Here is a 1,743-nt window from a genome sequence, read left to right on the forward strand (position 1 = left end):
AGCCTAGCCAACGGGAAGATCACACCCGCGACGGCTACGGTGACCGGGAGTCCCGCAATCAACGCTGCCAGTAGGCTCCAGAACAAGGCGCCGGCCACAACCATCGGAAATTTTGAAAGTTCCGCTCCCGAATTTCCGTCCAACAGTTCTCGAAAGACCAAAAACACCCCACCACCAGCCCACAACCCGGCGAACACACTTCCAACGAGAGCCCCGATGGAAAAATACTTGCTTGTTCGCTTCTCGAGCTGAGCTGTTTCCGGTTGCATCACAAAGGCTCCCGCGCAGCGTTGCGTCATCTTTTGAAGAAATGGCGCAACGAGTGCATGCTCAGACCCCCGTCGCCGGGATGCCTGTTCGCTCGACCTTGCGCGGGGCGGTGATCTCTTTCCACTTCGACAGCGCGCGGTTGACGGGTGCGTGCGGCTCGCGCGCCACGAATTCGCCGTGGCCGGGCTGGGCCTTTACCTCGGCCTCCTGGATGGCGAGCTCGCCGCGTGTGAACACGAAGCGCGGCAGGCCGGTCACCTCGATGCCCTCGAAGACGTTGTAGTCGATGATCGACTGCTGGGTTTTCGCCGCGATCGTCTTCTTGCGCTTGGGATCCCACACCACGATGTCGGCATCAGCGCCCTCAACGATCGCACCCTTCTTGGGGTACATGTTGAGGATCTTGGCGATGTTGGTCGAGGTCACCGCGACGAACTCGTTCATCGTCAGCCGGCCCGTGTTGACGCCCTTGCTCCACAGCACCGGCATGCGGTCTTCGAGCCCGCCGGTGCCGTTGGGGATCTTGGTGAAGTTGCCGACGCCGGTGCGCTTCTGCTCAGTGGTGAACGAGCAATGGTCTGTCGCCACCACCTGCAGCGAACCCGCCTGCAGGCCGGCCCACAGCGAATCCTGGTGCAGCTTGTTGCGGAAGGGTGGGCTCATCACCCGGCGCGCCGCATGGTCCCAATCCTTGTTGAAATACTCGGTCTCGTCGAGCACCAGATGCTGGATCAGCGGCTCGCCATAAACGCGCATGCCTTTCTGCCTGGCCCGGCGGATCGCCTCATGCGCCTGCTCGCACGAGGTGTGCACGACATAGAGCGGGGAACCCACCATGTCGGCGATCATGATGGCGCGGTTGGTCGCCTCGCCTTCGACTTCCGGCGGGCGCGAATAGGCATGTGCCTCTGGCCCGTTATTGCCGGCGGCAAGCAGCTTGGCCGAAAGCTGGGCAACGACGTCGCCGTTTTCGGCATGGACAAGCGGCAAGGCGCCCAGTTCGGCGCAGCGTTGGAACGACGAGTACATCTCGTCGTCGTCGACCATCAGCGCGCCCTTGTAGGCCATGAAGTGCTTGAACGAGGTGATGCCCTTGTCGACGACCTGGGCCATCTCGTTGAACACCTGCTCGCCCCACCAGGTGATGGCCATGTGGAAGGAGTAGTCGGAACAGGCCTTGGAGGTCTTGTTGTCCCACATCTGCAGCGCTTCGAGCAGCGACTGACCCGGCGCAGGCAGGCAGAAATCTACGACCATGGTCGTTCCGCCCGACAAGGCCGCGCGCGTGCCGGTCTCGAAGTCGTCGGCCGAATAAGTGCCCATGAAGGGCATTTCGAGATGTGTGTGCGGGTCGATGCCGCCCGGCATGATGTAGCAGCCGGTGGCGTCGAATTCGTGATCGGCATGCAGGTTCTCGCCGATAGCGACGATCTTGCCATGCTGGATCAGCACGTCGGCCTTCCACGTCCGGTC

General features: G+C 62.1%; 2 protein-coding genes. Both read right to left on the reverse strand.

Going from position 1 to position 1,743, the window contains the following annotated elements; translation table 11 throughout:
* Window positions 1-269, reverse strand: a 269-nt coding sequence (locus AC1DUU_RS31180; protein WP_476787171.1) for a hypothetical protein, incomplete at its 3' end; no start/stop codon positions are given.
* 61 nt (window positions 270-330) lie between these two features.
* Window positions 331-1,743: dihydropyrimidinase (hydA, locus tag AC1DUU_RS31185; RefSeq protein ID WP_476787172.1), on the reverse strand; the 1,413-nt coding region annotated here is incomplete at its 5' end.

It is taken from the genome of Aminobacter sp. P4_H6_2 (assembly GCF_056400805.1).